Origin of the sequence: Mesorhizobium sp. CO1-1-8 (assembly GCF_020164875.1) — a bacterium.
Taxonomy (GTDB): Bacteria; Pseudomonadota; Alphaproteobacteria; order Rhizobiales; family Rhizobiaceae; genus Mesorhizobium.
In genome coordinates this window covers 203626-229299 of the sequence record NZ_JAIUGZ010000008.1, presented here as the reverse complement: position 1 = coordinate 229299, position 25674 = coordinate 203626, and the positions used below count along the sequence as shown (strand labels likewise).

The window sequence follows — 25674 nt, the reverse complement described above, 5'->3', positions numbered from 1 at the left end:
AGCTTCTCACTTTTCGGAATCGACCAGGCCGCGAACGAACCAGCGTTGCATCAGCACCACCACCAGGATCGGCGGCACGATGGCAAGCATCGCTGTAACCATGACCAGGTGCCATTGCGTATCGGCATCGGCGAAGGAGACCATCTTTCTGAGCGCGATGACGATCGTGTTCATGTTGCTGCTGTTGGTGACGAGCAACGGCCACAGGTACTGTGTCCAGCCATAAATGAAGAGGATGACGAACAGCGCCGCGATATTTGTTCGCGACAGCGGCAACAGGATATCGAAGAAGAAGCGCCACGGCCCCGCGCCGTCAACACGCGCCGCCTCCACCAGCTCACCTGGAATGGTCATGAAAAACTGTCGAAACAGCAATGTGGCGGTGGCCGAGGCAATCAGCGGGATGATCAGGCCGGCATAGGTGTCGATCATGCCGAGATCGACCATCACCTTGTAGGTCGGCAGGATGCGCACCTCGACGGGAAGCATCAAGGTGATGAAGATCAGCCAGAAGAAGGTCATGCGCAGCGGAAAGCGGAAAAATACGATCGCGTAGGCCGACAGGATCGAGATGAAGATCTTTCCCACCGCGATGCCGAGCGCCATGACCGTGGTGTTGAGCAGCAGCCTGCCAACGCTGACGCCGCCGATACGGCCGACACCGCCGAACAGCGCTTCGGTGTAATTGTTCCAGAACTGATCGCCGGGCAGGAGCGGCAATGGCGGCCTGAGGATCGTTTGCAGCGTCTGCGTCGAGGCGACGAATGTGTAGTAGATCGGGAAGGCGACGATCAGTATGCCGAGGATCAGCACGACGTGGGCGATGACGGTGCGGAGCGGTGACTGGCCGATCATCGCTCGCCCTCAGCCGTAATGGACTTTGCGTTCCACATAGCGGAACTGGATGGCCGTGAGCGAGATGACGATGATCATCAGGATGACCGACTGCGCCGCCGAGTCACCGAGGATCAGATTGACGAAGCCGTCATTGTAGACCTTGTAGACCAGTGTCTCAGTCGTCTTGCCCGGACCGCCCCCGGTGACGGCATGGACGATGCCGAACGTGTCGAACAGGGCATAGACGGTGTTGACGACCAGCAGGAAGAAGGTCGTCGGCGCAAGCAGCGGGAAGACGATGGTCCAGAATCGCTTGGTCTCGCCGGCGCCGTCCATGGCCGCCGCCTCGATCAAGGCTTTCGGTACCGCCTGCAGGCCGGCGACGAAGAACAGGAAATTGTAGCTGATCTGCTTCCAGGCAGCGGCGGACACCAGCAGGATCATGGCGTGGGTGCCGTTGAGCAGTGGATCCCAGGCGATGCCGAAACTCCTCAGCATGTAGGCCAGCGACCCGATCGACGGGTTGAAGAGGAACAGCCACAGCATACCGGCAATCGCCGGCGCCACCGCGTAGGGCCAGATCAAGAGCGTGCGGTAAAGACCTTTGCCGCGCACCACCTTCTCCGCCATGACCGCAAGCAGCAGCGCCACGCACATGGCGACGATAGCGGTCGCAAGGGAAAACACCACCGTGACCTTGATCGAGTTTAGGTAGGCCGGATCGGCAAGCACTTTCCTGAAATTGGCGAACCAGACGAACTTGGTCCTCAGCCCGAACGGATCCTGCCTGAGCATGGATTGGTAGAACGCCTGACCGGCCGGCCAGTAGAAAAAAACGAGCGTGATGGCCAGTTGCGGCGCCACCAGCAGGTAGGGAAGGACCTTGTTGGGAAACACGACGCGAGGGGTCACGGAGCCACTCCGAGGTGATGAGGCGGGCGGCACCATGCGGCACCCCTCTCCGCCAAGATGGCTTTGATGAGCGTTTCGGATTCGGCATCATCGACCATTGGCGAAATCGCAAGGCACGGCAAAACTCCCCTCGCCGAGGGGAGATGCCTGGCAGGACAGGTGGGTACGCCGTAGAGCAAGGACCTGCGCTCGCTCTAATTCCCCAGCGCTTCCTTGATTGCGGCATTGCCACGCGTAACCGCATTGTCGAGCGCCTGCTGCGCGGTTTGCTGGCCGGCGAGCATCTTCTCGAACTCCTCGTTCTGGATATCGCGCACCTGCGGCAGGTTCGGCAGACGTACGCCCTTCGAATTGTCGGTCGGCGCCTTACCCGTCATCTGCAGGATCGGTGTCTCGCGACCGATGTTCTTGTCATAGAAACCGGATTTCTTGGTCGCTTCATAAGCCGCCAGCGTTACCGGCAGATAACCCGACTTCTGGTGCAGGTATTCCTGCACGTCGGTCTTCGACAAGTAGGCGAAGAAGGCCGCGACGCCCTTGTATTCCTCGTCGGATTTGTCTGCGAAAACCCACAGGCTGGCGCCGCCCGGCGTCGTGTTCTGCGGCGCGCCCTTGGCGTCGCTGTCATAGGGCAATTGGCCGATGCCGTAATTCATGCCGGACTTGACGATATCGCCAAGTCCGCCGGAGGATTCAGTCATGATCCCGCATTCGCCCGCAAGGAAGATCTGCTTGGCTTCGGAGGTGCGGCCGCCATATTTGAAGGTGCCGTCCTTGGCGAGGTCTGCGAGCGCCTGGAAATGGTTGACGAAAATCGGCGCATTGATCTTGAGCTCGACATCGCCGCCGGCCAGACCGTTCTGCTGGGTGGCCCATGACACGTCATTCCACGCCGCGAAATTCTCCAGATGGATCCAGGTCAGCCAGGTCGAGGTGTAGCCGCAAGCGGCGGCGCCGCTCGCCTTGATCTTCTTGGCATCTTCCCACACCTCATTCCAGGTCTTGGGTGGGCTGTCGACGTCGAGGCCAGCCTTCTTGAAGATATCCTTGTTGTAATAAAGGATCGGCGAGGAGGAGTTGTAGGGGAAGGAGAGCATGGTGCCGTCCGGCTTCGAATAATAGCCGACTATGCCTGGCAGATACTGGCTCTTGTCGAAGGTCATTCCTGCGCTGGTCAACACATCGGCTGCCGGCTTGATTGCGCCTTCGGCTGCCATCATCACGCCCGTGCCGACGTCGAACACCTGGATAATGTCTGGGGCCTGGCCCGCGCGGTAGGCGGCAATGCCGGCATTCAGCGTCTCGGGATACGTGCCTTTGAACACCGGAACGAGCTCATAGTCGCTCTGGCTGGCATTGAAATCTTTGGAGATCTTGTCGACAACTTCAGCATTGGCGCCGGTCATGGCGTGCCACCAGCTGATCTGCGTGACAGCAAAAGCGGAGGTTGAGGAAAGCAGCATAAAGGTGGCGGCAACACCGGCCGCGAAGCCGAAGGACTTCATGTTTCATCTCCCGTTTGTCATTGGCGAAAGGGGGCACTCCCGCGAAGGCAATATGTGTCGCTCATGACAATCAGACAACGGTTTTGTTGCAGATCGACGAACTTCACCCTTTACCTCACGCAACGCTCGCCTCCGCTTGGAGGCACGGAAAGCGATGCGGTTAGCCGGCTTGGCGGGACAACAAGCGCGCCAGGAACCACCGTCGGGACTGCCAAACTGACTTTCGGCGTGTCAGCCCCGATTGCAGCCGCTGCAACCCGAAGAGACACGTCAGAGTTGCATGCGACTTTATCGATCCCTCAACGGCAAAGCGCTACTCAATCCTGCTGCCCTGTTTATTTCCAATAGATCAGGTGAAATAAAATGCTGACGGTCTACAATTGTATCGTCAACGAGCACGATCTGAGACTGGTCGCACTCGCCGCGCTGATCTGCGGAATTTCCTGCTTCTCTGCCGTCAACCTGCTTCATCACATAAGCCGCTCCACAGATCGGAACCGGCTTGCCTGGCTGATGATCGCGGCCACTTCGACCGGTTTCGGCATCTGGGCAACGCACTTCATCGCCATGCTCGCATTCACACCGGGCATACCCAGTGCCTATGATCCCGCACTCTCCGCGCTTTCGCTCGCTGCTTCGGTCACTTTGACGGCAGCCGGCATGTGGATCGCCACCTTGCGGGACGAGTTCGATTATCATCTCGTCGGCGGCGCCGTGCTGGGCGGCGGTATCGCGGCGATGCACTACATCGGCATGGCGGCGTTCGAGGTCCAGGGCCGCATCGAGTGGAACCTGTTGCTTGTCGCCGTTTCCCTGCTGGCTGGCGTGACGCTCGCGGCGCTGGCGCTGCGTGTCGTGCAGCGCCGCCCCTCCTTGAAGGCGACATCCGGCGGCGCGGTGCTGCTGACGCTGGCGATCTGCACCTTGCATTTCATCGGTATGGGTGCCGTCTCGATCTTCCCCGATCCCTCGATCGTCATATCCGAATACACGATCGAGCCGACCTCGCAGGCTTTCGCGGCCGCCGCCGCCACACTCGTGATCCTGGTTCTGTCGGCATCGGCGCTGTGGATCGATTTGCGCTTCCGTCGCCAGAAGCTCGAGGTCGACCGCATGCACGGCCTGGCCAATGCCGCCGTGGAGGGGCTGATCGTCTGCGACGGCAACCGCATCATCAGTGCCAATGACAGCATTGCGACACTGACGGGCATCGCAACAGCGACGCTGAACGGAATGCAGCTTGGCGATCTCTTCGGATCCGACATGTCCGGCTTCGGCGAACAGCCGCAGGAGGCCGAATTGAGCGGCCGCGATGGCACGAGCATTCCCGTCGAGTTGATCGCCAGGAGCATTGACTACTGTGGCAAACCGCACAACGTAGTCGCGGTTCGCGACATTCGCGAGCGCAAGAAGGCGGAACAGGAGATCCTGCGGCTTGCCCATTTCGATCCATTGACCGGACTGGCCAATCGCCGCAGCTTTTCCGGCCGGCTGGAGATGGAAATTGCTGCGATGGGCCGGACCAGGAAAGGCGGCCAGCTCGCGCTTCTGCTGCTTGATCTCGACCGGTTCAAGGAGGTCAACGACCTGTATGGGCACGGCGCTGGCGACGCCATGCTGCAGAAGGTTGCGCACTGCGTTACCGGCATCCTTCGCCAAGGACAGATGGTGGCGCGACTGGGCGGCGATGAGTTCGCCATCATTGCCCCGAACCTGACGGACCCGTTGGAGGCAGGCCGTATCGCCGACGCGGTGCTGACCGCCATGCGCGAGGAAAACCGGCTTTCTGTCGGCGGCGGCCTGGTGTCGGCCAGCATCGGCATTGCGCTTTATCCATCGGATGCCGAAAACCAGCCCAGCCTCATAACCCACGCCGATACGGCACTCTACCGGGCCAAGACCGAAGGCAAGGACACCTACCGTTATTTCGAAGCTTCGATGGGGGCCGAGGCCCGCGACAAGCGCGTGATGGAGCACGAACTGCGCCAGGCGGTCGCACGCCAGGAGTTCTACCTCGTCTACCAGCCGCAGAAAGAGATCAGCAGCGGAAAGATGGTCGGCTTTGAAGCGCTGGTCCGCTGGCGGCATCCGACGCGCGGCGACGTGTCGCCGAGCATATTCATCCCGGTGGCCGAAGACAGCGGAGCCATTGGCCAGATTGGCGAATGGGTGCTGACGGCGGCCTGCGAGGAAGCCGCCCGCTGGGAAAATCCGCTGACGGTGGCCGTCAACGTTTCGGCGGTGCAGCTCCACAACACGAATTTCAGCCGCAAGGTCCACGAAACATTGCTGAATACCGGGCTCGCACCCGGCAGACTCGAGCTTGAGATCACCGAGACGGCGCTTGTCAAGGACATGCCGCGGGCGCTGGCCACCTTGCGGCAGGTCAAGGCACTGGGCGTGCGCGTGGCCATGGACGATTTTGGAACCGGCTATTCCTCGCTCTCCAACCTTCGCGCCTTCCCATTCGACAAGATCAAGATTGATGGCTCCTTCATCAAGTCCGTCGACAAGAACGGCCAGGTCGCGGCGATCGTGCGCGCCGTCCTGGGACTTGGACGCGGTCTTGGCCTGCCGGTTCTGGCGGAGGGTGTCGAGACGCTCGGCGAACTGAAATTCCTGGACGCCGAAGCCTGCGAGATCGGCCAAGGCTACTATATCGGCAGGCCAGCTCTCATCGAGGAATTCGGCGAGCTGACCGGTGTCGTCGCACCCGCTGTCGGCAGCAAACCCGCCACCTTGCGCGACAGAAGCGTTCTGGCCTTCGCACCCGCACCCGCGCTCGGTCTGAACAGGGCCTGATTGCCGGAAAGGGCGTAGCGGTTTGGGACGACGCGGTTTAGACTAGAGGCCTTCGGGCTTGAGTGCCGTCTCGACCAGCCGCCTGGCGTCCGGCCCCGACCATTCGGCCGGGCCGTTCATATGGGCGATCAGGCAGCCCTCGCCGTCGACCAGCATGGTGACGGGAAGGCCTAGCGCCAGGCCGCGCTTCTTGAGGTCGTTGAACAGCGCCATCGTCGAATCCCGGTAATAGCCGAGCGTCGCGACGCCGGTATCGCTGAGGAACTTCTTCGGCTTCACATCGTCGCCGGCATCGACATTGACGGCGACCACTTGAAAGGCTTCGCTGCCCTTTTCCTTCTGCAGCGCATCGAGCGCCGGCATTTCCGCACGGCACGGCGCGCACCATGTCGCCCACAGGTTGAGCAGCACCGTCTTGCCGGCATGATCGGCAAGCGTCATCGGCTTGCCGTCCGGACCGTTGAAGGCAAGGCTCTTCAGGGATTGTGGCGGATCGGCCGGCAAAAGTGCCGCAACCTCACCGGTGGCCGACGCCGCGACCTTCTTGGCGCGGTCGCTCTTGGCCGCGCAAGCGACGTCGTCCTTGCTCTCACCCACGGCAGCTTGTGCCGGTGCATTGTTGCCAGACCGGCTCTCGCTGACATATACCGCGACCGCGCCCGCCAGCGCGCCCGCCACCAAGGCGGCGAGGATCAGGCGCGGGGCCGGGAAGAATCTACTACCGTCTGCCATTTTCTCAAAACTGCTCCGAAGCACGGGTTATAGCCATGAGCGACAAGAAAACCAGCAACCAGATGTGGGGCGGACGTTTTGCCTCGGGTCCGGCCGCGATCATGGAAGCGATCAACGCGTCTATCTCCTTCGACCGCAAACTCTATGCGCAGGACATCAAAGGCTCGATCGCCCATAGCGAGATGCTGGCGCAAACGGGCATTATTTCGGCGGCCGACCAAGAAAAAATCGCTGACGGACTGAACACGATCCTGAAAGAGATCGAGGCCGGCAGCTTCGAGTTCTCGACGCGGCTCGAAGACATCCACATGAACATCGAGGCGCGCCTCGCCGATCTGATCGGCCCGGCGGCCGGGCGCCTGCACACCGCACGCTCGCGCAACGATCAGGTCGCGGTCGATCTGAGGCTGTGGGTCAAGGAGGAGTGCTTTCGCGTCGCCGAGGCGTTGAAGAGGTTGATCGAGGCGCTGCTGGAGCGGGCCGAGGAGCATGCGGCGACGGTGATGCCGGGTTTCACCCATATGCAGGCGGCCCAGCCGGTGACCTTCGGCCATCACTGCATGGCCTATGTCGAGATGTTTTCGCGCGACCTGTCGCGCGCGCGCGATGCGATCGAACGGATGGATGAAAGCCCGCTCGGTGCCGCGGCCCTCGCCGGCACCAGCTTCCCGATCGACCGTCACCGGACCGCCAAGGCGCTTGGCTTCAGTGAGCCGATGCGCAATTCGCTCGACAGCGTCTCGGATCGCGATTTCGCGCTCGAATTCCTCGCTCTTGCCGCGATCTGCGCCACGCATCTGTCACGGCTGGCTGAGGAGATCATCATCTGGTCGACGCCGCAGTTCGGCTTCGTCAGACTGTCGGACTCGTTTTCCACCGGCTCCTCGATCATGCCGCAGAAGAAGAACCCCGACGCCGCCGAACTGGTGCGCGGCAAGACCGGCCGCGTCACCGGCCATCTTGTCGGCCTGCTGACGGTGATGAAGGGCATGCCTTTGACCTATGGCAAGGACATGCAGGAAGACAAGGAATCGGTATTCGATGCCGCCGAGACGCTCGACCTGATGCTGGCGGCGATGACCGGCATGGTCTCGGACATGACGATCAACGCAGCCGCGATGAAGAAGGCCGCCGGCTCCGGCCACGCGACAGCGACCGACCTTGCCGACTGGCTGGTGCGCACGCTCGGCCTGCCGTTCCGCGAGGCGCATCATGTCACCGGCCGGGCGGTGGCGCTGGCCGAAGACAAGAAGGTGGGGCTGGAGAAGCTTTCACTGGAGGATTTGCAGTCGATCGATCCCGGCATTACGGCCGACATATTTTCGGTGCTGGCGGTGCAGAACTCGGTCAAGAGCCGCACCAGTTTCGGCGGCACGGCGCCGTCGGAAGTGAGGAAGCAGATCCGCGCCTGGAAAAAGCGACTGGCGAAAGCGTAATGCTGCTTGTTGCGCCAGCAATATCCCAGATATCTCGACCAGCAATATCTCGGGGTGCAATGCGCCGAGAACTCGGCTAAAAGCGGCGGCTGACAAAACGTTTCGGACGGATGGATCGATGACCGGAAGCAGGATTTTGGTGACGCTGACGCTGCTGGTGGCGATCGCGGCCGTCTCGGCCTGCGGCAGGAGGGGCGGTCTCGACACGCCCTATGAGGCGGCCGTGCAGGCGCGCAAGGATGCCTCGAAGGCCCACCAGCCCGTGCCGCCGGAGCCGGAAAAACCGGTCAAGGACAAGAAATTCATCCTCGACCCGCTGATCTAGAGCCGACAAGAGCGGGGCCTTCCAACCCGATCCCATCGCGCCCCAACTTTCCGGAACCACTCCCGTGAACCATTTTGACTACCGCGACGGCGTGCTCCATGCCGAGGACGTGGCGATACCAGATATCGCCGCACAGATCGGCACGCCGTTCTACTGCTATTCGACGGCCACCCTGACCAGGCACTACCGGGTGTTTGCGCAGGCCTTTGCCGGGCTCGACGCGCTGGTCTGCTACGCCATGAAGGCCAATTCCAACCAAGCCGTCCTGCGGACGCTGGCGAAGCTCGGCGCCGGCGCCGACGTGGTTTCGGAAGGTGAATTGCGCCGGGCGCTGGCCGCCGGCATCCCGGCAGGCAAGATCCTGTTTTCCGGCGTCGGCAAGACCGCGCGCGAAATGGACTTCGCCCTTGCCGCCGGCATCCTTTGCTTCAACGTAGAATCCGAGCCTGAACTCGAGCTTTTGTCGGCGCGAGCGGTGGCGCTTGGCAAGGTAGCGCCGATCTCGCTCCGCATCAATCCCGACGTCGACGCCAGGACCCATAAGAAGATCTCCACCGGCAAGGCCGAGAACAAGTTCGGTATCCCGTGGCAGAAGGCGCGTCAGGTCTACGCGCGCGCGGCTAAGCTTCCCGGTATCAGGATCACCGGCATCGACACCCATATCGGCAGCCAGATCACCGAGCTGCAGCCTTTCGACGATGCCTTCGCATTGCTTGTCGATCTGGTCGGCGCGTTGCGCAGTGACGGCCATGCCATCGAGCATATCGATCTCGGTGGCGGGCTCGGCATTCCCTACCGCATCGACAACAACCCGCCGCCCCTCCCCGATGCCTATGCCCAGATCGTCAGGAAGCATGTCACCAAGCTCGGGCTGAAGGTGATGTTCGAGCCGGGCCGGCTGATATCAGGCAATGCCGGCATCCTCGTCTCGGAAGTGATCTTCGTGAAGGAAGGCGACGCCAAGAACTTCCTCGTCGTCGACGCCGCCATGAACGATCTCATCCGGCCGACGCTCTACGATGCCTTCCACGACATCCGTCCGGTCGTGCAGCCGCCGGCCGACACGCCGCGCATGATGGTCGATGTGGTCGGCCCAGTCTGCGAGACTGGCGACTATATCGGCCTGGATCGCGATCTCCCCAGGCTGAAGGCCGGCGACCTGATTGCCGTCTCCACCGCCGGCGCCTATGGGGCGGTGCAGGCAGGCACCTACAACACCCGACTGCTGGTGCCGGAAGTGCTGGTCGACGGCGACCGATTCCACATCGTGCGCCCACGTCTGACCTATGACGACCTGATCGGGCTGGATTCCGTCCCCGACTGGCTTGCATAGAAGCGCGGAAACACACCTACCCGTCACAGGGAGCAAATCATGACGAACGGTATCACCGTCACACGCGAGCGCATTGCCGCGATGGAACCGCGCATCCGCCCCTATATCAGGCACACGCCGGTGCTGCGCGTCGACATGGCCGACTTCGATCGGCCGCCGCTGACCGTCGACCTGAAGCTCGAATGCCTGCAGCATTCCGGCTCGTTCAAGGCGCGCGGCGCCTTCACCAACCTGCTGGAGCGCCCGGTTCCCAAGGCCGGTGTCGTGGCCGCATCGGGCGGCAACCATGGCGCGGCCGTCGCCTATGCCGCCATGCGGCTCGGCCAAAAGGCGACCATCTTCGTTCCCGAAGTGAGCCCGCCAGCCAAGCTGGAGCGGATCCGCTCCTATGGCGCCGAGCTGATCGTCGGCGGTGCCCGCTATGCCGAGGCGCTGGCGGCCAGCGAACGGTTCGCCGAGGAGAGCGGCGCCTTGCAGATCCATGCCTTCAACCAGGAGGAAACGCTCGTCGGCCAAGGCACCCTTGGGCTCGAAATCGAGGCCGATTTGCCTCGGATCGACACGCTGCTGGTCGCTGTCGGGGGCGGCGGCCTGATCGGCGGCATCGCTGCCTGGTTCGCCGGCCGCATCCGGGTCATCGCCGTCGAGCCGGAAGGGGCGCCGACGCTGCATCGCGCCTTCGAGGCCGGACACCCGGTCGACGCTCCGGCCGAGGGCATAGCCGCCGACTCGCTGGCGCCAAAGCGCGTCGGCGAAATGATGTTCCCGATCGCGGAGGCTTATGTCGAACGCTCGATCCTGGTCAGCGACGACGACATCATCGCCGCGCAGAAGGCGCTGTGGGACCGGGCCCGCATCATCTCCGAGCCCGGAGGCGCCGCCGCCTTTGCCGCGGTCCTGTCCGGCCGCTATGCACCGGTGGCGGGCGAACGGGTCGCCGTGCTGGTCTGCGGGGCGAATGCGGACCCCGCTACCTTTTAAAGGACCCACTACCTTCTGAAGGGTATGCAGGATGGAACTATAACGGCCCAGTTCACGTTTTTCTGAACTGCCTCGCCTTTGCCGTGTTTGCTGGTATTCTTTGAGTCGTGAGGCGTCGGGCTATCCTGCCCGCTCCACAGCATGATCCCGAAAAGTGAAATCCCTTTCGGAACCAGATCATGCTCAAAGGGATAGGGCCGCATCCCGGTTTTCGGGATGCAATAGGCTCAAGGAAGGGCCGATGACGCAACGACCCACCTTCAGCAGCGATCGCGGCCTCGCCGGGCGCCTGGCCTTGAGCCGGCTGGCGACGCGGGTCTCGATGATGGTCGAGCGCGGCTGGCCGTTGCTGCTTCCGCTCGTCATTATCGCCAGCCTGTTCCTCAGCATCTCCTGGCTCGGCCTGCTCTCCCGGCTGCCGGATATGGCGCGCGTCGGCCTGGTCGCTGCTTTTGCCATAGCGGCACTGGCCGCGCTCTATCCGCTGCGCTTCTTCCGGCTGCCGGGCGCCGGCGAAATCGACCGCCGCATCGAGGCCGCCAATCAATTGCTGCACAGCCCGGTGCTGGTGCAGACCGACCGGCCTAGCGGCAGGGAAAGCAGCTTCTCGCAGGCGCTGTGGCGCGAACACCAGAAGCGCATGGCTGGAAAGCTCGACAACCTTGGCGCCGACCTGCCGCGCACGCGCGTGCCGGAGCGCGACCCCTGGGGACTGCGCGCGGTGGCTGCCCTTTTGCTCGTTACCGCCTTCGCCTTCTCCTTCGGGCCGACGGGCGGCAGGATCAGCGACGGCTTCAATGCCCATGGCGCGCGCGATGTCGTGCCGCCGCGCATCGATGCATGGGTGACGCCACCGGCCTATACCGGCAAGCCGCCGATCTTCCTGACCGCCGACGCCAACCAGGCGATCCCGACCTTTACGGTCCCCGCAGGCAGTGACGTTTCGCTGCGCGTGACGGGCGGCTCAGGCGAGGAAATGCTCGGCTATGTCGACAAGAATGGCAACGCCCGCGCCATCGACCCGGCCGGGCCGCAGGCCGCCAAGCCGGCGGCAGGCCCGGCGACGCCGTCCAAAGTGCGCCAGTTCACCAGCAAGCTGACCGGCGACGGCACGCTGACGCTGACGTCGGGCGAGGACCAGCTCGGCCGCTGGGCCTTCGCGGTCATATCGGACAAGCCGCCGCAGATCCGGTTCGTCGGCGAGCCCAAGCGCGCCGCCAACGGCGCCTTCGAGCTCAACTACCAGATCGACGACGACTATGGCGCCGCCACCGCCAAGGCGGTGTTCGCGCTCGCCGATCCGCAGGCGCCGAATGCGCGTCCGCTGTACGGTGCACCTGAAATGCCGCTGACGCTGCCGCGCCGCGGCGGCAAGTCGAACGCCGCCAGGACCTCCAAGGACCTGACCGAACATGTCTGGGCCGGCAGCAGCATCAAGCTGACGCTGGTTGCCACCGACGATGCCGGGCACACCGCATCGAGCGAAACCAAGACGCTGCTGATGCCGGAGCGGCCTTTCGCCAATCCGCTGGCACGCGCCGTGATCGAGCAGCGCCGCCTGCTGGCGCTCGACGCCAACGCCAAGCCGCGCGTGCTCGACCTGATGGACGCCATCACGCTGCGGCCGGAAGACACGTTCGACAACATGTCCCACTACCTCGCCATCATGAGCGCCCGCACCCGGCTGAAGATGGCCGAGAGCGACGATCAATTGCGCAGCGAGGTCTCCTATCTCTGGGAAATCGCGCTAGGCATCGAGGAAGGCAATCTTTCAGCCGCCGAAAAGCGGCTGCGCCAGGCGCAACAGGCGCTTCAGGACGCCATCAAGAATGGCGCGAGCGACGCTGAAATCGAAAAGGCAATGAAGGAACTGCGCGAGGCGATGAACCAGTTCCTGCAGGAATTCGCGGAGCGCGCCAAGCAGAATCCCAACGCCCCGCAGATGCAGCAGAATGGCCAGGAACTGCGCCAGAGCGACATCGATCGCATGATGGACCAGATCGAGAACCTTGCGAAATCCGGTGATCGCGACAAGGCCCAGCAATTGCTGTCGCAACTGCAGGACATGATGAACAATCTGCAAGCCGGTCGTCAGCAGCAAGGCGGCCAGCAGGACAGCGAGATGCGCCAGCAGATGGACAAGTTGGGCGAGATCCTGCGGCGCCAGCAGGAGATGATGAACGACACCTTCCGCATGGACCAGATGCAGCGCGGCGAGCGTCAGCGCGGGCAGAACCGTGATGAGCAGCTCGGCGAAGGCGGCCAGGATGAGGACAGACCCGGCGTCGGCGATGATCGCGATCCGCTAGCCCGGCAAAAGCCGATGACACCCCAGGAATTCGCCGATGCGCTGAAGCAGTTGCAGCAGGGCCAGGGCCAGCTGCAAAGCGACCTCGAGCAGCTGAAAAAGGGCCTCGAAGGCATGGGCATGGAGCCCAATGAAGGATTTGGCGAGGCCGGCAAGTCCATGGGCAATGCCGAACAGGCACTCGGCGAGGGCGAAGGCGATGCGGCCGTCGGTCATCAGGGCCGGGCGCTGGAAGCGCTGCGCAAGGGCGCCAAGGACATGATGAAGCAGATGCAGGCCATGCAGGGCGACCAGGGCGGCGGCGAGGAAGGCGGCCGCCAGCAGAACGCCGATCGTGACCCGCTCGGCCGGCCACGCGCCAGCACGGGTCCCGACTTCGGCGATTCGGTGAAGGTGCCCGACGAGATCGACGTGCAGCGCGCCCGCCAGATTCTGGAAGCGATCCGCAAGCGGCTCGGCAATGCGCTGAGCCCTGACATCGAACGCAGCTATCTGGAACGGCTGCTCGAGCTGAAATAGAGCAATTCCAGCAAAAGTGTGAAGCGGTTTTCCGTCCGGAATTGCGATAAAACAAAGGTTTGCCGCCCCGCCTCACCCCGCCCGAAAACCCTCTCGAACGGTTGCACCACCATGCCCAGACTTGGCGCCGTCACGCCCATCTTGCGCATATTCGACATCGCCAAGACGCGTGAATTCTACGTCGGCTTCCTCGGCTTCGAGGTGCAGTGGGAGCATCGCTTCGCCGACGACGCGCCGCTTTACATGGCGGTCGGCCGTGACGGCTGCGTGCTGCATCTCAGCGAACATCACGGCGACGGTTCACCCGGCATTGCCGTGCGCATCAAGGTCGAGGACATCGCCTCACTGCATCGCGAACTGATCGGCAAAAAATACCGCTTCGCCAGGCCGGGCCTGCAAGAGACGCCGTGGAAGACCCGCGAGGTATCGGTATCCGATCCGTTCGGCAATCGGCTGCATTTCTACGAGGATGCCGCCGGCTGACTGAGCCTGTTGACGAACGCTTCGCGGATTGCCTCCTGCATGCCGTCGATCGCCTCGCCTGACGTATTCGGGTTGCGGTGCATCACCACATTCGAGGAATCGATGGCGCCGAACCCGTCCGCGGTCGTCAGTTCACGACAGCCGTCAGGAATATTGCTGCGCGAAATCGGCGCAATCGCCAGTCCCGAGGTGACGGCGAGCTTGAGGCCGCCAGTGGTGTCGCTGGTATAGGCGACACGATAGGCAAGATCGCGTTGCTCCAACGATTTGATGGCGAAGTCCTTGCACCAGCCGGCCCGGTTGTAGAGCGCGATCGGCACCGGCTGTTCCTCATGCATGTGGTGCAGGGTCGACGTCACCCACACGGTCGGATCGTGCATCAGCACTTCGCCGCCGGCAGGATCCTGCCATTCGAACACCACGCACAGATCGAGTTCGCCGGCGGCAAGCGCGGTTATCTGCGCCCCGGAATGGGCATAGCGCACAGTGACCTCGACCTGCGTGTGGCGCTTCGAAAAGGCGCCGAGCGCGCGCGACAGGATGGCGTGGCCATACTCCTCCGGAATGCCGATGCGCACCGGCCCGCCCAGCGGCGGCGCCGCCATCGACGCCGACGTCTCGTCGAGCAGCGACACGATGCGACGGGCGTTGACGATCAGTTCGCCGCCGCGCCGCGTCAGCGCGACGCCGCGCGAACCGCGCTCGAACAGGCTGTCGCCGATCAGCTCTTCGAGCTTCTTCATCTGCATCGACACCGCCGACTGGGTGCGGCCGGCCTGCTCTGCCGCCTTGGTGAAATTGCCGGTCTCGGCAATCGCCACGAAGGTGCGCAGCAGGTCGCTGTCGAGGGTCGGCCGCATGAAATCCGCCATAAGAGAATTTGATTGCTGGCATCATTCCAATTCGTTTGCAACATGTCAAATGGCGCACGATAGTCGTCTCACCCATTGGATATGCGGCTGCGAAATCAGCCGCGGACCAATCAAGAGTCCTCACTCGTGCCCGCTGCCCGAAACGGTGGCGGGTTCTTTTTACCCCGCAGGCGGCAGCTTCGGATCGTACGCGCAGGAGCCTGGATGCAGATGCAGAATCGGATGGTAGGCGGCATCCTGAGCCTGTGCCTCGGCGTGCTGATCTTTTCGCTGCAGGATCCGCTCGTCAAAGCCGTGTCGAGCGGTTATCCAGTGACCGAGGTGATGGCGATCCGCTCGATCGTCGCTCTGCCGATCCTGATCGTTCTGGTCCATGCCGATGTCGGCTTGCGGGCGATCCTGTCGAAGCGATTCGGCATGCTGACGGTGCGTGCCTTCATCCAGTTCACCTCCTATACGATGTACTACCTGGCCATCGCTGCCTTGCCGCTTGCCGATGCGGTGGCGCTTTATTTCATGGCGCCGCTGTTCATCATGGTGCTGGCCGGGCCGTATCTTGGCGAGCGCGTCTCCTGGCGGACGCTGACAACCGTGCTGATCGGCTTGTTCGGCGTCGTCGTGATGCTGCGCCCGGGCGCCGGGCTGTTCGACTGGGCGGCGCTGCTGTCGCTGGGCTCGGCGGCGCTCTATGGTTTTTCGCAGCTGATGGCCCGAAAGATCGGCGACACCGAATCGTCGACTGTCATGGCCTTCTATCAGAACGGTGCCTACCTGGTCGGCGCCGCCGTGGTTGCCGGCGCGTTTCACCTTGCCGGCATCACCCATGCGGCCCACCCCAGCCTGGAATTCCTGGTGCGGCCCTGGCTGTGGCCGACGCTGCCCGATTTTCTCAAGATGGCGGCCTGCGGTTTCGTCGCTTCGGCCGGCATGATCCTGCTGTCGCAGGCCTACCGGATGGCTCCGGCCAACCGCGTTGCCACCTTCGAATACACCGGCATCCTGTGGTCGCCGCTGTGGGGTTTCCTGTTCTTCGCCGAAGTACCACGGTCGACGACCGTGATCGGGGCCGCCTTGATCATCGGCGCTGGCCTGCTGGCGCTCAACACCGAACGGCGCAAGAGCGCTCCACCGGTGCTCACTGCTGCCGACCCGGCCTGATCAGGCGAAGCAGATCAGCGCCCGCTCGACACGCGAGCGGATTTCGGCCAGCGTGAAGGGCTTCTGCACGACATCGAGGATGATGCCGTTCAATTCCTCGGCGCGCTCGCGCTGGTCGGCATAGCCGGTCATCAGCACGATCTTCATCGCCGGAAACAGCGCTGCCGCTGCGATCGCCATCTCGATGCCGTCCATCTCCGGCATGCGGATATCGGAGACGACGAGATCGTAGCCACCACGCGCGGCCTGGATCAGCGAAAGCCCTTGCGCGCCGTCCGCCGCGATATCGATTGTGTGGCCGGCGCGTTCAAGCGCGCGGGCCGCCAGGGTGCGGACGGACTCATCATCCTCGACGATCAGAAGCTTTGCCATGGCCGGCATATTTGGCCCGAAAAGTTGACTTTTCCTGAAGGCGCGCAGTGTCAACAAACCTTTTTGAAGTCGCTCAGACATCCCCTTTGACGACGCCGACAAACGGCAGCTCGCGAAAAGCGTGGGCAACGTCCATGCCGTAGCCGACGACGAAATAGTCGGGGCAGTCGAAGCCGACATAGTCGGCATTGAGCGCGGTCTGGCGGCGCATGCGCTTGTCGAGCAGCACGGCGATGGAACAGCTCTTTGCGCCCCGCGACATCATCAGGGCGCGGGTGAAGCTCAACGTCTTGCCGGATTCGAGAATGTCGTCGATCAACAGCACGTCGCGCCCGGCGACCTCATTGTCGATGTCGCGCAGCACCCTTACCTCACCACTGGTGGTGCCGGCGCCGTAGCTGGAGATGAAGATGAACTCGACCTCGGGCGACAGGCCGACGTCGTGCATGGCGCGGATGAGATCGGCGGCGAAGATGAACGAGCCCTTCAGCACCGAAATCACCAACAGATCGTGATAGTCGTGGCCGGCGATCTCCTTGGCGAGCTCAAGATTGCGCCGCGCGATGGCCGATGCCGAAAACAGGACTTCGATGTCCTTGCCGCGTACGATGGGCATTGCTGGTCTTCCCCGGTGATCGCCTATCGGGCGAAAGTGACCAAAACGGTCCTTACGCCGTTCTTAGGCACGTCGAGCCGGCTGGCAAAGCCGAATCTTTCGCCGGACGCCAGCGCGCGGCCGGATGTCCCCAACGTATAGCGGGTCGTGCTCCCGTCATTGCCGGTCACCCGGATTTCGAGCGGCGGCAGCTGCACCGGTTTCGCCCCGTCATTGGCCGCCTCGCCATCGACGAACAGCGCGGGGTTCGGCCCGGAAGCGTCAATGCGTGACGTGACACCTGATATGCTGAGTGCCGAAGCCTGCGCGCCGGACAGGAACGGCGCCTGGCGCACCAGCGCGTGCCCGCCTGAAACCCAGAAGGCAGCAAGCACGGCGCCGATGCCGGCGATCCAGAAGATCGGCCCGCCGCGCGAGGCTGGCGGCCGTTCCGCCGGGGCCTCGGGCTTGCGCAACATGTCCATGCCCTCGATGGGCGGTGTGACGATCGCGCGCGGCAGCGGCGAAACACTTTCCACGGCAGGGGCAAGACGCGGCATCACCACGTAGTCGGCATCGACGATGTCGGCAACCGAACCACGCATGAACCGGTCCGTAGCGGCAATTGCCGCCGGATCGGCCATGATTTCGCCGGAAACCGGGCGCGCGGTTCGATCGTCAGCCATCATGGCCCCAGCATTGCAGCACGTGTTCGCTTTTCGTTTCTTTTGCGTAAACACAAATGGTTAACGCTTCCCCACCGGAGCCCTCGTGACGAGCCTAAAGAGTCCAGGAATTAACCGCCGGTTAACCATGCCGGCCGATGGTCTTTACCCAGAACAGGCCGGCTCGCTGCCGTGCCGAATTTCAGGTCGCCGAAATTGATTCGTTTCGAAAATGTCGGCCTCCGCTATGGCATGGGTCCGGAAATCCTCCGCGACATCTCCCTGCACATTCCGGAGCGCTCCTTCCAGTTTCTCAGCGGGCCTTCGGGCGCCGGTAAGACGACCTTGCTGCGCCTGTTGTTCATGTCGCTGAAACCGACGCGCGGGCTGATCACCATCTTCGGCAAGGATCGCTCACGCATCTCGCGTACCGAACTGCCGCATCTGCGCCGCCGCATCGGCGTGGTGTTCCAGGACTTTCGCCTGCTCGACCACATGACCACCTACGAGAACGTCGCGCTGCCCTTGCGCGTGCGCGGGCGCGAGGAAGCGAGCTACCGGACCGATGTCACCGAGCTGTTGAAGTGGGTCGGGCTGGGCGAGCGCATGCATGTGCTGCCGCCGGTGCTGTCCGGCGGCGAGAAGCAGCGCGCCGCAATCGCCCGCGCCCTGATCGAGCAGCCGGAAATCCTACTGGCCGACGAACCGACCGGCAATGTCGATCCGCCGCTGGCGCGACGTCTGCTGCGGCTGTTCATCGAACTCAACCGTCTCGGCACCGCAGTGGTGATCGCCACCCACGATCTTGGCCTGATGGAACAGGTCGACGCGCGCCGCATGATCCTGGCCGGCGGAAGGCTGGACATCTATGACTGAACTGTCCGCCGAACATTTTGTGGAACGGGAGCAGGACGCCGAGGCGACCGAGGCAAAGCCGCGCGCCCAGCGCAGGATGGCGCCGATCGTGCCGGCGCAGAACATCGCCGGCCGGGCACTGGTACTGGTCATCGCCATTATGACCTTCCTGTCCTGTCTGACTTTCGGCGCGGTGACGCTGGTGCGCGACACAGCGTCCGTCTGGGAGAACCAGATTTCGCGCGAGGCGACCATCCAGATCAAGCCGGTCGACGGTCTCGACATGGAAGCAGCCCTTGCCCAGGCCTCCCAGATCGCCGGCGAATTCCCCGGCGTCAAGGCGACCCGGATCATCGATCGCGAGGCGACCGCGCGGCTCCTTGAGCCCTGGCTGGGCTCAGGCCTCAACATCGACGAATTGCCGGTCCCGCGCCTGATCATCGTCACCATCGACGAGAACAGCCCGCCCGATTTCGCCGCCATACGCGCCGCGATCACCCCGAAACTGCCGAGCGCATCGCTGGACGATCACCGCACCTGGGTCGACCGGCTGGTCGCCATGGCCCGCACCACGGTGACCATCGGCATCGCTGTGCTGGCGCTGATGCTGTCGGCAACCGTGCTGACCGTGGTGTTCGCGACGCGCGGCGCCATGGCCGGTAACGGCCACATCATCGAGGTGCTGCATTTCGTCGGCGCCGAGGCACAATTCATCGCACGCGAATTCCGCCGGCATTTCCTGGTCACCGGCATGAAGGGAGCGGCGGCCGGCGGTGCCGCCGCAGTGCTCGTGTTCATCGTCTTTTCCTGGTGGTCGTCGCGCAATATGGCGACGCCGCAGGCCGACCAGGCGACCGCCCTGTTCGGCAATTTCGCCATCGGTTCAGCAGGCTATCTGGGTGTCGTGTTGATGGTGCTGGTGATCGGCGGACTGACGGCTGCCACGTCCCACGCCACCGTCGTTGCCTATCTCAGCGACATCGATGTCCGCCAACCGGATGCAGGCTAATTCATGTCGCCCAACAGTGGGGACAACGACATGAAGAAAACAGGGTGATCACGGATGGAGAATTCACGTAACGCAAAGTGCGTCTTTTACCTACCCAAAGTCGCATTTCAGGATTAACCATATGGCGATGGACGCGCGGGATTCGACCGGTACGGCTGGGCAGATGCCAGTGGTGGTTGTCCGTTCGCATGACCGCCGAGCTGTGAGCCGTTTAAGAGCCGCCTTGCGCCTGTCCGCTCTCTCCGTCCTCATCCTCGCAACTCTGTTTGCCGGCGGTTTCGGTTGGTTCGCCAACAAGGTCAGTCACCTGACCACGCCCGCCAATCCGGCTAGGGCGGACGCGATTATCGTGCTGACCGGCGGCCAGTCCCGCCTCGATGCGGCGATGGAACTGCTGGCGTCCGGCAAGGGCGAACGGCTGCTGATCAGCGGCGTCCACCCTTCAGCCAGCCGTCGCCAGCTGCAGGCGGCGACCGGCGGCGACAAGAAGCTGTTTTCCTGTTGCGTCGACATCGACCGCGCCGCGCTCGACACGATCGGCAATGCGGAGGAAAGTGCCAAATGGGTCGAGAGCCACGCCTATGGCACGGTGATTCTCGTCACCAACAATTATCATATGCCGCGCAGCCTGCTGGAAATGGGCAGGCTGCTGCATGGCGCCAAGCTCGAGCCCTATCCGGTGGTCAATTCCAACCTCGACAATGGCGGCTGGCTGACCAAGCCGCGGGCATTGCGCGTGCTGTTCACCGAATACAACAAATATCTGCTGGCGCTGGCGCGCGGCATCGTGCCGGTCAAGCCGACGCCCAACGGCATCGCACTGGCCGAAACCGCGGCCGGCGGCTGATTATTCGCACGCGTGCTAAGCTCTCAGCGTTGGAGGCGTCTTAATGATTTCGGCGGGCACCATAGTGACCGTCATAGGTGTGCCTGAGGACCTCAAGGATGATCTTCCGGGCGATGAGATGCGCACCAAAGAGCTTTTCCTCGGATGTGTCGGGCGAAAATTTGAGGTTATCAGCGTCACGAATGATTCAGGGACACACTTGCTGGAGTTGAAGGTCGGTGAGGTCTTTGGAGAACCAGCCTACATGCATTCGATCTGGATCGAGGAGAAATACGTGTCAGCGGTCAACCCGCCAACGCACGAGGCTTGAGTAGGTCGCCCGCTACGGAGCCGTAATTTCAAACTGACCTGCTACCGATTATTCCCCTGCGGCCGCGCCCGAATTTCCCCTGAGCCGTGCGATCTCCTGCTCAAGGCGTTCGATACGCTTGTCCCGCTCGCCGAGTGCCGCCGCCACGTCGGCTGCCTCGAACCGTTGCGGGATGTGCTGCGGGCAATTGGCATCCCAGGTCGAGACCGTGAATAGGATGACCTGCTCAGGGCGCGCCTTGTAGTCTTGCGGCATCAGTTTCGCCATCAGCTCGACGTCACTCTCGTGGACCCGCGCCGTGCCCCAGATCTTGATGCGCTGGCGGTGCATATAGTCGATCAGGAACAGGAACGCCCTTGGATTGTCGGCCAAATTGCCCTGCGTGATGAACTGCCGGTTGCCGGAAAAATCTGCGAAGCCGATCGTATGTTCATCCAGCACCTTGAGGAAGCCGGCCGGCCCGCCGCGATGCTGGACATAGGGCTGTCCCTCGCTATTGGCGGTCGACAGGAAGACGCTGGTCTGCATTTCGATGAAGGCGGCAAGGTCCGGGGTGATGCCGGCCTGCCAGCCGCCACGCTCCTCGACGCGGGCATAGGACTGACGTGAGCCCTTGCGGGCCTGGATCGCCTTGACGGTCGGCGTGAAGGCAACGTCGCTGGTGAAAGCATGCGCGCTCATAGAAAGCTTCCTTGCGGCAAGATGCTAAAGTCCGAGCTCCGACAGTGTCGGGTGGTCGTCCGGCCGCCGGCCGAGCGGCCAGTGATACTTACGATCGGCCTCGCCGATCGGCAGGTCGTTGATGCTGGCGATGCGCAGACGCATCAGCCCGTGTTCGTCGAATTCCCAGTTCTCGTTGCCGTAGCTGCGGAACCATGATCCGCTGTCATCGCGCCACTCGTAAGCGAAACGCACGGCAATGCGGTTGCCGTGGAAGGCCCAGACCTCCTTGATCAGCCGGTAGTCGAGTTCCCTGCTCCATTTGCGCGTCAGGAACGCCTGGATGGCGTCGCGGCCCTGCAGGAATTCGGCGCGGTTGCGCCAGCGGCTGTCCTCCGTATAGGCGAGCGCAACCCGCGCCGGGTCGCGTGAATTCCAGGCATCCTCGGCCATGCGCGCCTTCTGTGCAGCGGTCTCGGCGGTAAACGGCGGCAGCGGCGGGCGGGCTTCGGACATGGCAACTCCTTTGCGAGGCCGTGCTGCAGGCAGGCCGACAAACCCAATATAAAGCCTTCCATCATTCAAATGCAGATGCCATATTCGTAATCTATCCTTCCATTTTCTGGAAGAAGCTATGGATCGTCTCGAAGCCATGTCGCTCTTTGTCGCCGCGGTGGAGGCCGGCAGCCTTTCCGCGGCCAGCCGCCGTTTCGGCATTCCGCTGGCGACGGTGAGCCGCAAGATTTCCGATCTGGAGCGCCATCTGAACACACGCCTCCTGAACCGCTCGACGCGCCGGGTGACGCCCACCGATGCCGGTCAGGCGTATCTTGCCGCCTGCCGCCGCATCCTCGACGAGGTCGGCGAGGCCGAACGCACGGCCGCCGGCGAATACAGCGCGCCGACCGGCGAACTGGCCATCACTGCGCCGGTCGTCTTTGGCCGCCTGCACGTGCTGCCGGTCGTCACCGGCTTTCTCGTCGCCTATCCCGACGTGGACATCCACCTGACATTGGCCGACCGCATCACCCAGCTGGTCGAGGATCATTTCGATCTCGCCATCCGCATCGGCCGGTTGCCCGATTCGAGCTTGGTCGCCATCGGAGTCGGCACGATCCGCCGCGTCGTTTGCGCCAGCCCGGCCTATCTGGCCGAATACGGCACGCCAACGACCCCGGAGGACCTGGAAACACACAGTTGCATCACCTTCGAGGGGCTTGCCTCCGGCGCCAGTTGGAGCTTCATCAAGGGCAAGGCCGAAATCCCGGTTCGGGTCCGCTCGCGGCTTCAGGTCAACACCGCCGAAGCGGCCATCGATGCGGCGATTGCCGGCGTTGGGCTGACGCGTGTGCTTTCCTACCAAATCGAGGCCGCGCAGCGGTCCCGCGCGCTGCGCGTCCTGCTGCAGGAATTCGAGCCGGCGCCATGGCCGGTAAGCCTGGTGCATGCGGGCCACGGCCTGCTGCCGGTCAAGCTGCGCGCCTTCCTCGATTTTGCCGCTCCGCGTCTGAAGGAGCGGCTGGCGCGGCTGATGTAGCGGAACCAGGCCAACCCCATTGGCGACGTTCTTCGTCGCCAACCAAAGCACCCTGCGGCCATTTCCTTTTTTCCCGCGCTTGGTGTAACCAACGCTCACCTCCTCACCGGGCCTCCCCCCAATGCTCTATTTCAGATCGCTGACGTTCAATTTCGTCTTCTACGTCAACCTGATCGTCCAGATGATCCTCTGGACCCCCTATTATTTCCTGTCGCCCCGTCACCGCGCCTGGTTCGTGCCTAAATTCTGGTCGCGCACCTCGATGTGGCTCTATGACAAGATCGCCGGCACCAGGAGCGACATCACCGGCCAGGAAAACCTTCCCGAAGGCTCCTTCATCCTGGCGCCCAAGCACCAGTCGTTCTGGGACGCCATCGCCTTCTTCCCCTTCCTCCAGGACCCGCTCTACATCCTGAAGCGCGAGCTGACCTGGATTCCGTTCTTCGGCTGGTACATCATGAAGATGCGCATGATCCCGGTTCATCGCGGCAGCCGTTCGAAAGCGCTGAAGGCCGTGGTCGCCGCGACCAAGGAGGAGATGGCGCGCAACCCTCGCCAACTCATCATCTACCCCGAAGGGACAAGACGCGCCCCGGGCGACGAGCCGGCCTACAAATACGGCATCGTCGAAATCTATGCACAGCTTGGCGTTCCTGTGGTGCCGGTTGCCCATGTCGCCGGTCTCTATTGGCCGCGCCGGAAATTCCTGCGCTATCCCGGCACCGTCAAGGCGCGTTTCCTGCCGCCGATCCCACCGGGACTGAGCAAGGACGAATTCATGGCCCGGCTGATCGGCGAGACCGAGGCTGCCTGCGACCAGCTCCTCATCGAGGCCTCGCGGTCGCCCAATCCGCCGGCCTTGCCGTCAACGGCGGTGAAGCGGTTGCGGGAACTCGGCGCGAAAGCCTGAAGCGAAGGCTTTCGCGCAACATTCAGCCGGACTCGATGGCTGCCCGAAAACTTCAGCCGCTCGCTCTGTCGAGTTCGGCCATGTCGTCGGCGGTCAGTTTCAGCGACGCCGCCCTGATCAGGCTGTCCATCTGTTCAGGCTTGGTCGCGCTGGCGATCGGCGCGGTGACGCCCGGCCGAGCGATAACCCAGGCAAGCGCGACTTCCGCCTGTTTGGCCGAATGCCTTGATGAAACCGCGTCGAGTGCCGCAAGGATGCGCATGCCGCGCGCATTGAGATAGTCCTTCACCCCGCCGCCACGCGGGCTTTGACCGAGATCGGCCTCGCTGCGGTATTTGCCGCTGAGGAAACCCTTGGCCAGGCTGAAATAGGTGATGACGCCGATGTCCTCGGCCACGCACAGATCGCGCAACGGTCCATCGAAGGATGAGCGATCGTAAAGATTGTATTCCGGCTGCAGCACCTCGTAGCGCGGCAGGCTCCGCAAGCTCGCCACATCGAGTGCGGCACGCAACTGGCCGGCGTCGAGATTCGAGCAGCCGGCATAGCGGATCTTGCCCTTGGCGAGCAGCTTCTCGTAGGCGCCAAGGGTTTCCTCATAGGGCGTCGTCGGATCCGGCCAGTGCGACAGATAGAGGTCGATGACTTCGGTCTGCAGCCGCTTCAGCGATGCGTCGACGGCCTTTTCGATGTATGCGGCGGAGAGGTCCTTGTGTCCCTGCCCCATATCCGAACCGACCTTGGTGATCACCACGACCTTGTCGCGATTGCCACGGTCTTTCATCCATTTGCCGATGATGGTCTCCGATTCACCGCCCTTGTGGCCGGGAACCCAGCGCGAATAGGCATCCGCCGTATCGATGGCGTTGAGGCCGGCGCCGACGAAGCGGTCGAGAAGGTCGAACGAGGTTTTCTCGTCGGCGGTCCAGCCGAAGACGTTGCCGCCCAGAACCAGCGGCGCGATGGACAGGTCGGTGCGACCGAGACGGCGTTTCTGCAAGGCGGATCTCCGGGATGATTGGGGCGGGCAAATGGCGCCCGCAGGCTGAGGTTCGGAGCCTAACCTAGGTCTTGCCTGAACGAGGTCAAAGGCCTGGCCGTCTTTTTCCGCAGAGCCAGCTTCACAAAGGCGCGACCTGCCTGGCGACATCCTCCAGCCAGTGGTCGCGGATATCAAGCGCCTCGAGATGCTCCAGCGTGCTCAGCACATAGTCCTCGTTGTTGCCGGACTGGCCGACCGCACCGCGCACCACTGCCGCCGCATCCGCAGCGTCAAGCGCTCCGGCATATTGCTCGTGCTGGCGGTCGACAATGTAGACCACTGCGTCGACCGTACCGCCCCCGTCGAGGCGAATCTTGAGCATGCGCTCCAGATAGACATTGGTGACCAGTTCGCGCTCGCGAAGATAGGCCATGACCTCGTCGCGCAAGTCGCCGGGGACGCGGAATGCGAGGCCGACGCAGGACCCGCCACGGTCGAGGCCGAGCACCAGCCCCGGCCGCTCGCGCGTGCCGCGATGCACGAAGGAATAGACGCAGAGCGAGCGCCGGTAGCCATGCAGGCGGGCACGCTGTGTTTCGACATGCGCGAATCCCGGCCGCCAGATCAGCGAGCCATAGCCAAACACCCAAAAATCGCCCATATCGCCGCGCCTGATTGCAAAAGATGCCAACACCGCACCCGGACCGGTGTTTTTTCTGCCCGTCCCGT

Annotated in this window: 26 protein-coding genes; 14 read left to right on the top strand and 12 right to left on the bottom strand. The window is 63.1% G+C overall.

Features of this window, described 5'->3' with window-relative positions; genetic code table 11:
* Positions 1–6 precede the first annotated feature (6 nt).
* From ugpE to ugpB, 3 genes are all read right to left on the bottom strand, one after another.
* Positions 7–855, bottom strand: coding sequence for a sn-glycerol-3-phosphate ABC transporter permease UgpE (gene ugpE / locus LB558_RS18230; RefSeq protein WP_127259862.1), 849 nt, complete (start codon positions 853–855; stop codon positions 7–9).
* Between the two features lie 9 nt (positions 856–864).
* The gene (ugpA, locus tag LB558_RS18225) at positions 865–1785 is read right to left on the bottom strand and encodes a sn-glycerol-3-phosphate ABC transporter permease UgpA (protein ID WP_050580468.1); all 921 of its coding nucleotides are present in this window, start codon (positions 1783–1785) and stop codon (positions 865–867) included.
* Positions 1786–1943: 158 nt separating this feature from the next.
* Entirely contained in the window at positions 1944–3254 is a 1311-nt protein-coding gene (gene ugpB / locus LB558_RS18220) for a sn-glycerol-3-phosphate ABC transporter substrate-binding protein UgpB (RefSeq protein WP_127259863.1), read from the bottom strand.
* 363 nt (positions 3255–3617) lie between these two features.
* Here ugpB and LB558_RS18215 point away from each other — a divergent pair, with 363 nt between their 5' ends.
* Entirely contained in the window at positions 3618–6056 is a 2439-nt protein-coding gene (locus LB558_RS18215; protein ID WP_224698830.1) for an EAL domain-containing protein, read from the top strand.
* A 42-nt stretch (positions 6057–6098) separates the two neighbouring features.
* On the opposite strand, the gene tlpA is transcribed toward LB558_RS18215, so the two are convergent.
* Positions 6099–6788 (bottom strand): thiol:disulfide interchange protein TlpA, encoded by a 690-nt coding sequence (gene tlpA / locus LB558_RS18210; protein WP_224698829.1) that lies wholly within the window; start codon positions 6786–6788, stop codon positions 6099–6101.
* A gap of 35 nt (positions 6789–6823) precedes the next feature.
* Here tlpA and argH point away from each other — a divergent pair, with 35 nt between their 5' ends.
* The 6 genes from argH (at position 6824) to LB558_RS18180 (ending at position 14173) form a co-directional block, all read left to right on the top strand.
* Positions 6824–8224 carry an argininosuccinate lyase gene (gene argH, locus LB558_RS18205; RefSeq protein WP_224698828.1) on the top strand — a complete coding sequence of 467 codons (1401 nt, stop codon included), beginning with the start codon at positions 6824–6826 and terminating at the stop codon, positions 8222–8224.
* A gap of 118 nt (positions 8225–8342) precedes the next feature.
* Positions 8343–8549, top strand: a complete 207-nt coding sequence (locus LB558_RS18200) for a lipoprotein (RefSeq protein ID WP_013529409.1) — start codon at positions 8343–8345, stop codon at positions 8547–8549.
* 64 nt (positions 8550–8613) lie between these two features.
* On the top strand, positions 8614–9882 hold the full coding sequence (lysA, locus tag LB558_RS18195) for a diaminopimelate decarboxylase (protein WP_224698827.1): 1269 nt from the start codon (positions 8614–8616) through the stop codon (positions 9880–9882).
* Between the two features lie 39 nt (positions 9883–9921).
* On the top strand, positions 9922–10863 hold the full coding sequence (locus tag LB558_RS18190) for a threonine/serine dehydratase (protein ID WP_224698826.1): 942 nt from the start codon (positions 9922–9924) through the stop codon (positions 10861–10863).
* A 241-nt stretch (positions 10864–11104) separates the two neighbouring features.
* Positions 11105–13690, top strand: a complete 2586-nt coding sequence (locus tag LB558_RS18185; protein WP_224698825.1) for a TIGR02302 family protein — start codon at positions 11105–11107, stop codon at positions 13688–13690.
* Positions 13691–13801: 111 nt separating this feature from the next.
* Positions 13802–14173 carry a glyoxalase superfamily protein gene (locus LB558_RS18180; RefSeq protein ID WP_224698824.1) on the top strand — a complete coding sequence of 124 codons (372 nt, stop codon included), beginning with the start codon at positions 13802–13804 and terminating at the stop codon, positions 14171–14173.
* On the opposite strand, the gene LB558_RS18175 is transcribed toward LB558_RS18180, so the two are convergent.
* A complete protein-coding gene (locus LB558_RS18175) occupies positions 14152–15033 on the bottom strand; it encodes a LysR family transcriptional regulator (protein WP_224698823.1) in 882 nt (293 codons plus the stop codon). The two genes, LB558_RS18180 and LB558_RS18175, sit on opposite strands and share 22 nt — an antisense overlap.
* Before the next feature lie 222 nt (positions 15034–15255).
* Here LB558_RS18175 and LB558_RS18170 point away from each other — a divergent pair, with 222 nt between their 5' ends.
* Positions 15256–16203 (top strand): DMT family transporter, encoded by a 948-nt coding sequence (locus LB558_RS18170; RefSeq protein WP_224698884.1) that lies wholly within the window; start codon positions 15256–15258, stop codon positions 16201–16203.
* Here LB558_RS18170 and LB558_RS18165 read toward each other — a convergent pair whose 3' ends face one another.
* The 3 genes from LB558_RS18165 to LB558_RS18155 form a co-directional block, all read right to left on the bottom strand.
* Positions 16204–16575 carry a response regulator gene (locus LB558_RS18165; RefSeq protein ID WP_164754337.1) on the bottom strand — a complete coding sequence of 124 codons (372 nt, stop codon included), beginning with the start codon at positions 16573–16575 and terminating at the stop codon, positions 16204–16206.
* A gap of 73 nt (positions 16576–16648) precedes the next feature.
* Positions 16649–17191 carry a hypoxanthine phosphoribosyltransferase gene (gene hpt, locus LB558_RS18160; protein WP_224698822.1) on the bottom strand — a complete coding sequence of 181 codons (543 nt, stop codon included), beginning with the start codon at positions 17189–17191 and terminating at the stop codon, positions 16649–16651.
* A 23-nt stretch (positions 17192–17214) separates the two neighbouring features.
* Positions 17215–17859: a hypothetical protein gene (locus LB558_RS18155; protein WP_224698821.1), complete on the bottom strand. Its 645-nt coding sequence runs from the start codon at positions 17857–17859 to the stop codon at positions 17215–17217.
* A 192-nt stretch (positions 17860–18051) separates the two neighbouring features.
* On the opposite strand from LB558_RS18155, the gene ftsE reads away from it, so the two are divergent.
* The 4 genes from ftsE to LB558_RS18135 all read left to right on the top strand — a co-directional run bounded on the left by ftsE (position 18052) and on the right by LB558_RS18135 (position 20856).
* Entirely contained in the window at positions 18052–18711 is a 660-nt protein-coding gene (ftsE, locus tag LB558_RS18150) for a cell division ATP-binding protein FtsE (RefSeq protein WP_010911739.1), read from the top strand.
* Positions 18704–19699 (top strand): cell division protein FtsX, encoded by a 996-nt coding sequence (locus LB558_RS18145; RefSeq protein ID WP_224698820.1) that lies wholly within the window; start codon positions 18704–18706, stop codon positions 19697–19699. Before ftsE ends, LB558_RS18145 begins: the two co-directional genes overlap by 8 nt.
* A gap of 121 nt (positions 19700–19820) precedes the next feature.
* Complete coding sequence (locus tag LB558_RS18140; protein WP_224698819.1) at positions 19821–20546, top strand: YdcF family protein; 726 nt, start codon at positions 19821–19823, stop codon at positions 20544–20546.
* Positions 20547–20589: 43 nt separating this feature from the next.
* The gene (locus LB558_RS18135) at positions 20590–20856 is read left to right on the top strand and encodes a hypothetical protein (protein ID WP_224698818.1); all 267 of its coding nucleotides are present in this window, start codon (positions 20590–20592) and stop codon (positions 20854–20856) included.
* Between the two features lie 48 nt (positions 20857–20904).
* On the opposite strand, the gene LB558_RS18130 is transcribed toward LB558_RS18135, so the two are convergent.
* On the bottom strand, positions 20905–21537 hold the full coding sequence (locus LB558_RS18130) for a pyridoxamine 5'-phosphate oxidase family protein (protein WP_224698817.1): 633 nt from the start codon (positions 21535–21537) through the stop codon (positions 20905–20907).
* 24 nt (positions 21538–21561) lie between these two features.
* Positions 21562–22032, bottom strand: a complete 471-nt coding sequence (locus LB558_RS18125) for a DUF1348 family protein (RefSeq protein ID WP_224698816.1) — start codon at positions 22030–22032, stop codon at positions 21562–21564.
* 118 nt (positions 22033–22150) lie between these two features.
* On the opposite strand from LB558_RS18125, the gene LB558_RS18120 reads away from it, so the two are divergent.
* Both LB558_RS18120 and LB558_RS18115 read left to right on the top strand, forming a co-directional pair.
* Positions 22151–23053 (top strand): LysR family transcriptional regulator, encoded by a 903-nt coding sequence (locus LB558_RS18120; protein ID WP_224698815.1) that lies wholly within the window; start codon positions 22151–22153, stop codon positions 23051–23053.
* Positions 23054–23174: 121 nt separating this feature from the next.
* Complete coding sequence (locus LB558_RS18115; protein ID WP_224698814.1) at positions 23175–23963, top strand: lysophospholipid acyltransferase family protein; 789 nt, start codon at positions 23175–23177, stop codon at positions 23961–23963.
* A 52-nt stretch (positions 23964–24015) separates the two neighbouring features.
* Here LB558_RS18115 and LB558_RS18110 read toward each other — a convergent pair whose 3' ends face one another.
* Both LB558_RS18110 and LB558_RS18105 read right to left on the bottom strand, forming a co-directional pair.
* Positions 24016–24963, bottom strand: coding sequence for an aldo/keto reductase (locus tag LB558_RS18110; RefSeq protein ID WP_224698813.1), 948 nt, complete (start codon positions 24961–24963; stop codon positions 24016–24018).
* A 121-nt stretch (positions 24964–25084) separates the two neighbouring features.
* Entirely contained in the window at positions 25085–25606 is a 522-nt protein-coding gene (locus LB558_RS18105; RefSeq protein ID WP_224698812.1) for a gamma-glutamylcyclotransferase, read from the bottom strand.
* Between the last annotated feature and the right edge of the window lie 68 nt (positions 25607–25674).

Coding starts and splice junctions, on each gene's coding strand:
- ugpE (WP_127259862.1), bottom strand. CDS start 855: ATGATCGGCCAGTCACCGCTCCGCACCGTCATCGCCCACGTCGTGCTG.
- ugpA (WP_050580468.1), bottom strand. CDS start 1,785: ATGGTGCCGCCCGCCTCATCACCTCGGAGTGGCTCCGTGACCCCTCGC.
- ugpB (WP_127259863.1), bottom strand. CDS start 3,254: ATGAAGTCCTTCGGCTTCGCGGCCGGTGTTGCCGCCACCTTTATGCTG.
- LB558_RS18215 (WP_224698830.1), top strand. CDS start 3,618: ATGCTGACGGTCTACAATTGTATCGTCAACGAGCACGATCTGAGACTG.
- tlpA (WP_224698829.1), bottom strand. CDS start 6,788: ATGGCAGACGGTAGTAGATTCTTCCCGGCCCCGCGCCTGATCCTCGCC.
- argH (WP_224698828.1), top strand. CDS start 6,824: ATGAGCGACAAGAAAACCAGCAACCAGATGTGGGGCGGACGTTTTGCC.
- LB558_RS18200 (WP_013529409.1), top strand. CDS start 8,343: ATGACCGGAAGCAGGATTTTGGTGACGCTGACGCTGCTGGTGGCGATC.
- LB558_RS18190 (WP_224698826.1), top strand. CDS start 9,922: ATGACGAACGGTATCACCGTCACACGCGAGCGCATTGCCGCGATGGAA.
- LB558_RS18185 (WP_224698825.1), top strand. CDS start 11,105: ATGACGCAACGACCCACCTTCAGCAGCGATCGCGGCCTCGCCGGGCGC.
- LB558_RS18180 (WP_224698824.1), top strand. CDS start 13,802: ATGCCCAGACTTGGCGCCGTCACGCCCATCTTGCGCATATTCGACATC.
- LB558_RS18175 (WP_224698823.1), bottom strand. CDS start 15,033: ATGCGGCCGACCCTCGACAGCGACCTGCTGCGCACCTTCGTGGCGATT.
- LB558_RS18170 (WP_224698884.1), top strand. CDS start 15,256: ATGCAGAATCGGATGGTAGGCGGCATCCTGAGCCTGTGCCTCGGCGTG.
- LB558_RS18165 (WP_164754337.1), bottom strand. CDS start 16,575: ATGGCAAAGCTTCTGATCGTCGAGGATGATGAGTCCGTCCGCACCCTG.
- hpt (WP_224698822.1), bottom strand. CDS start 17,191: ATGCCCATCGTACGCGGCAAGGACATCGAAGTCCTGTTTTCGGCATCG.
- LB558_RS18155 (WP_224698821.1), bottom strand. CDS start 17,859: ATGATGGCTGACGATCGAACCGCGCGCCCGGTTTCCGGCGAAATCATG.
- LB558_RS18145 (WP_224698820.1), top strand. CDS start 18,704: ATGACTGAACTGTCCGCCGAACATTTTGTGGAACGGGAGCAGGACGCC.
- LB558_RS18140 (WP_224698819.1), top strand. CDS start 19,821: ATGGCGATGGACGCGCGGGATTCGACCGGTACGGCTGGGCAGATGCCA.
- LB558_RS18135 (WP_224698818.1), top strand. CDS start 20,590: ATGATTTCGGCGGGCACCATAGTGACCGTCATAGGTGTGCCTGAGGAC.
- LB558_RS18130 (WP_224698817.1), bottom strand. CDS start 21,537: ATGAGCGCGCATGCTTTCACCAGCGACGTTGCCTTCACGCCGACCGTC.
- LB558_RS18125 (WP_224698816.1), bottom strand. CDS start 22,032: ATGTCCGAAGCCCGCCCGCCGCTGCCGCCGTTTACCGCCGAGACCGCT.
- LB558_RS18120 (WP_224698815.1), top strand. CDS start 22,151: ATGGATCGTCTCGAAGCCATGTCGCTCTTTGTCGCCGCGGTGGAGGCC.
- LB558_RS18115 (WP_224698814.1), top strand. CDS start 23,175: ATGCTCTATTTCAGATCGCTGACGTTCAATTTCGTCTTCTACGTCAAC.
- LB558_RS18105 (WP_224698812.1), bottom strand. CDS start 25,606: ATGGGCGATTTTTGGGTGTTTGGCTATGGCTCGCTGATCTGGCGGCCG.